Consider the following 3,338-nt stretch of genomic DNA (forward strand, 5'->3'; position numbering starts at 1 on the left):
CTCGTCGCATCCTGGGGCTGGAGAAGGTCCCAAGGGTCCGGCTGTTCGCCGGTTAAAGCGGCACGCGAGCTGGGTTCAGAACGTCGCGAGACAGTTCGGTCCTCTATCCTCTGTGGGCGCAGGAAAACTGAGGGGTTCAATTCCTAGTACGAGAGGACCGGAATTGACGAACCTCTGGTGCACCGGTTGTCGTGTCAACGGCATGGCCGGGTAGCTAAGTTCGGACTAGATAAGCGCTGAAAGCATCTAAGCGCCAAGCTATTCCCAAGATGAGTTTTCCCTGAAGGATCGTGGAAGACGACCACGTTGATAGGGTGTAGGTCGAAGTCTGGTAACAGGCGTAGCCGAGCACTACTAATCATCCGTCTGGCTTGATTCCTCTTTTCTTTTCGAAGTCGATTGTGATTTCCAAAGGACTGTGAGGCTCGTCGATCATCAGAAATGATCGGTCAAGTGAGCAAGGAAAGGGACAGGATGGACAAACAGAATAAATCTCCATGTGGATGCCAGAGAGTGGGCGAAAGCCCGCCTGACGGCGGGAGTGCCGAGTAAAAAGTGATGAGTAGAAAGTGCTGGTGCGCTGGAACTGGTCACGACAAGCGAGGCACGATTGACATAAGATTAACTAAGGTAATTAGAGGAGGCGTTTCAGTTTCCCGATGCCCTTGATGTTTGAACATTGAGACATTGGAAAAGTGAACATTGAGGCGCGAAGCGCCTCCTCTGGTGACCATAGCGCGGTGGAACCACCCGGTCCCATTCCGAACCCGGAAGTGAAACACTGCAGCGCCGATGGTAGTGGGACGATAGGTCCTGTGAGAGTAGGTCGTCGCCAGGTCTATGCCCGGCATCTTCAGATATGAAGATGCCGGGCTCTTTTTTGTACGGCATGCTCGTTGAACCAGAAAGCCCCTTAACTGCCGCCTCGGCTCTCTGCCAATCCTGCCGATTTGCGCTATCCGCTTGAGAATCGTAAGCGGGGTAAACGCGTGCCCCTTGACAGCACTCAGGCGGAGCGGTCGCGACGGGGAGCGTTCCTGCGGGCGGCGGCGATGCGGGCGGGCGTAAGCGAGGCGATAACTTCTGGGTCGGTGACGCCGGGAAGGGCGGTCAGTAGCTCCTTGAGGTAGGCCTCGACGGGTAGGTCGTGGAGCTTGCAGTTCTCGACCAAGGTGTAAATCGCCGCTGCGTGGTGGCCGGCGTCCTCGCTGCCGAAAAACAGCCAGTTCTTCATGCCCAGCTTCACCGGGCGCATGCCGTTTTCGACCTCGTTGTTGTCGATCTCGAACCGACCATCCTCAAGGTAGCGCTCGAATTTCGTCCAATGCCTCAGGGCATAGCCCAGCGCCTTTCCGGTCGGCGTCGATGGCCGGTGTTTGGGCAGCATGATGCGCATCATTCGACCGATGCGACGCACTAACGGGGCGCTTTGCCACGTGCGCACGCTCTCGCGCAGGGCGGGTCCGGCCTTCTTCTCGCGCAGCTCCGCTTCGATCCGATAGAGTTGTTTGAACAGGCGAACGATGAGCGCCGCATCACGACAGGGTCCCAACTTGAGCGAGTCGGTGAAGCCGCGACGGATGTGTGCCAGGCAGGCGATGAGCTTCACCTCGGGATGCGAGCGGGAGTAGGACTCGTAAACTGTGTAGCCGTCGCATTGCACGTGCCCGCTGAAATGCCTGCCGAGGCATTCGGCGAGTTCGGCGCGGCTCCGGCCCACGCCCCAGTGGTAGAAGACGCCGCCGCCCGGGCGCCTTACCTGCCAGAGGTAGCCGGTCCATGATTTACCGGTGCCGGGGCGCAGGTAGCGCACGGTGGTTTCATCAACTTGGAGGTAGTCGTTGGCGCGGACTTCCGCGTGGATGGCCTCGACGACGGGAAGCAGAAGGCCGATGGCTTTGTGAATCCAGTGGATGATCAAGTCGCGCGGGATGCCCAGCCCGGCCCGCAGGAAGATACCCTGCTGGCGGTAGAGCGGGAGGTGGTCGATGTATTTGGCAACTAACAGTAGGGCGAGCAGCGCCGCGGAGGGAAGACCTCCAACCAACGGCGTGGCAGGTGCCAGGGCTACTACTGGCGGCAGTTCGCGGGCGCTCTTGCGTCGAAAAACGGGTCGCACGGTGCGCTTGAGAAAGTATTTCGCGGGTACCACGTCGAGCTGATCGGTGACTTTCTCGCCGATGCGCTCGAAGTCGTCGGGGTTCTCGCGGACAAGGTCGGGAATGATCTCGGTGGTCTCCACCAACAGTTTGTCCAGCCCGGTAATGCGCGAGCGGTGCCCGCCGCGCTTGCGCTTTTTCTTACCGTCGTCTTTTGCGGCCCCCTCCGGTTCGTCCGCGCCGGAGGAGGCCTGGTCTTTTCCCGGCGCGTCGGCCTCACCATCGCCGAAGAGCAACCTAAGCTGCGCGTCGTCGATCTTGTCGCTCTTCGAGCCGAAGAGCTGGCGGGTCAGGAAGTCGACCTTCTGCTTGAGAAGCTCTATCTCCTGCGCCTGGCGCGCGATGGTTTGCTCCGGAGTTTCGATGGCTGATGGAAAGCACGCGGCGGGCCAACTACTAGATCCAGTGTAGTTCAGGCGGACTTATTTCCACCCGGTTCGTCACGCTCGTACCAGGGTCGCATTTGCGCACCGCGCAGGTCGATGCCGTCGAGCAGGAGCTGCAGCGCCTCGGGAGCCAGCGACAGGCTCCGCGAACCCGGAGACGGTGATGGCCACGAGAACGTGCCTGTCTCGAGCCGCTTGGCCAGGACGCACACGCCGGTGCGGTCGTAGTAAAGGATCTTCAAGCGGTTGCGGCGTTTGTTGGTGAAGGCGAACATGGCGCCGTCCTCCAGTCCGCGCGCGACGAGTTCGCGGGCGATGGCGGAGAGTCCGTTGAAGGACTTGCGCATGTCGTGGGGCTCGACGGCGAGATAGACGCGCACTCCGGCGGGGAACCCGATCATTGTAGTCCCTCCTTTTCGCGGCGCAGGGTTTCGATGAGGCGAGCGGCGAGCGGAACCTGGCTATCGTCGGCGATGACGACGCGCAGCCCGCACTCGAACTCGACGCGCATCTGGCGGTCGGAGCGGTGGGTGATCTCGATCTCGACGAAGGTCACGTCGGCGACGCGCCACGGCTTGGGTATGGATTTCTTGGCCATCCGGCCAGCGTGGAACCGGACCGGCTAGGAAACCAGATCTCAGCAAGGTGCGAGTTTACCCCGCTTACCACCAACAAACGCCACAACCGCCTGAAGATCCTCTACTACGACCGCACTGGCGTGTGCGTCCTGGCCAAGCGGCTCGAGACAGGCACGTTCTCGTGGCCCTCACCGTCGCCGGGTTCGCGCAGCCTG

4 protein-coding genes and 2 rRNA genes are annotated in these 3,338 nt (G+C 60.8%); 3 read left to right on the plus strand and 3 right to left on the minus strand.

Annotated features, from left to right (window positions below):
* Window positions 1–379 (plus strand): 23S ribosomal RNA (locus WBG04_RS00045); the annotation flags it as partial.
* Between the two features lie 343 nt (window positions 380–722).
* Window positions 723–838: ribosomal RNA gene (gene rrf / locus WBG04_RS00050) — 5S ribosomal RNA — on the plus strand.
* Window positions 839–1,006: 168 nt separating this feature from the next.
* Here the strand turns inward: rrf and tnpC are convergent.
* The 3 genes from tnpC to WBG04_RS00065 are packed head-to-tail and all read right to left on the minus strand — an operon-like array spanning window position 1,007 to window position 3,143.
* Window positions 1,007–2,575, minus strand: coding sequence for an IS66 family transposase (gene tnpC / locus WBG04_RS00055; RefSeq protein WP_424312287.1), 1,569 nt, complete (start codon window positions 2,573–2,575; stop codon window positions 1,007–1,009).
* Entirely contained in the window at window positions 2,572–2,946 is a 375-nt protein-coding gene (gene tnpB / locus WBG04_RS00060; protein ID WP_424312284.1) for an IS66 family insertion sequence element accessory protein TnpB, read from the minus strand. Before tnpB (WBG04_RS00060) ends, tnpC begins: the two co-directional genes overlap by 4 nt.
* Window positions 2,943–3,143 (minus strand): hypothetical protein, encoded by a 201-nt coding sequence (locus WBG04_RS00065; RefSeq protein WP_424312285.1) that lies wholly within the window; start codon window positions 3,141–3,143, stop codon window positions 2,943–2,945. The genes tnpB (WBG04_RS00060) and WBG04_RS00065 overlap by 4 nt, the downstream gene beginning before the upstream one ends.
* Before the next feature lie 9 nt (window positions 3,144–3,152).
* On the opposite strand from WBG04_RS00065, the gene tnpB (WBG04_RS00070) reads away from it, so the two are divergent.
* Window positions 3,153–3,338, plus strand: a 186-nt coding sequence (tnpB, locus tag WBG04_RS00070; protein WP_424312286.1) for an IS66 family insertion sequence element accessory protein TnpB, incomplete at its 3' end; no start/stop codon positions are given.

This window comes from Haloferula sp. (genome assembly GCF_049672945.1).
Taxonomy (GTDB): domain Bacteria; phylum Verrucomicrobiota; class Verrucomicrobiia; order Verrucomicrobiales; family Akkermansiaceae; genus Haloferula.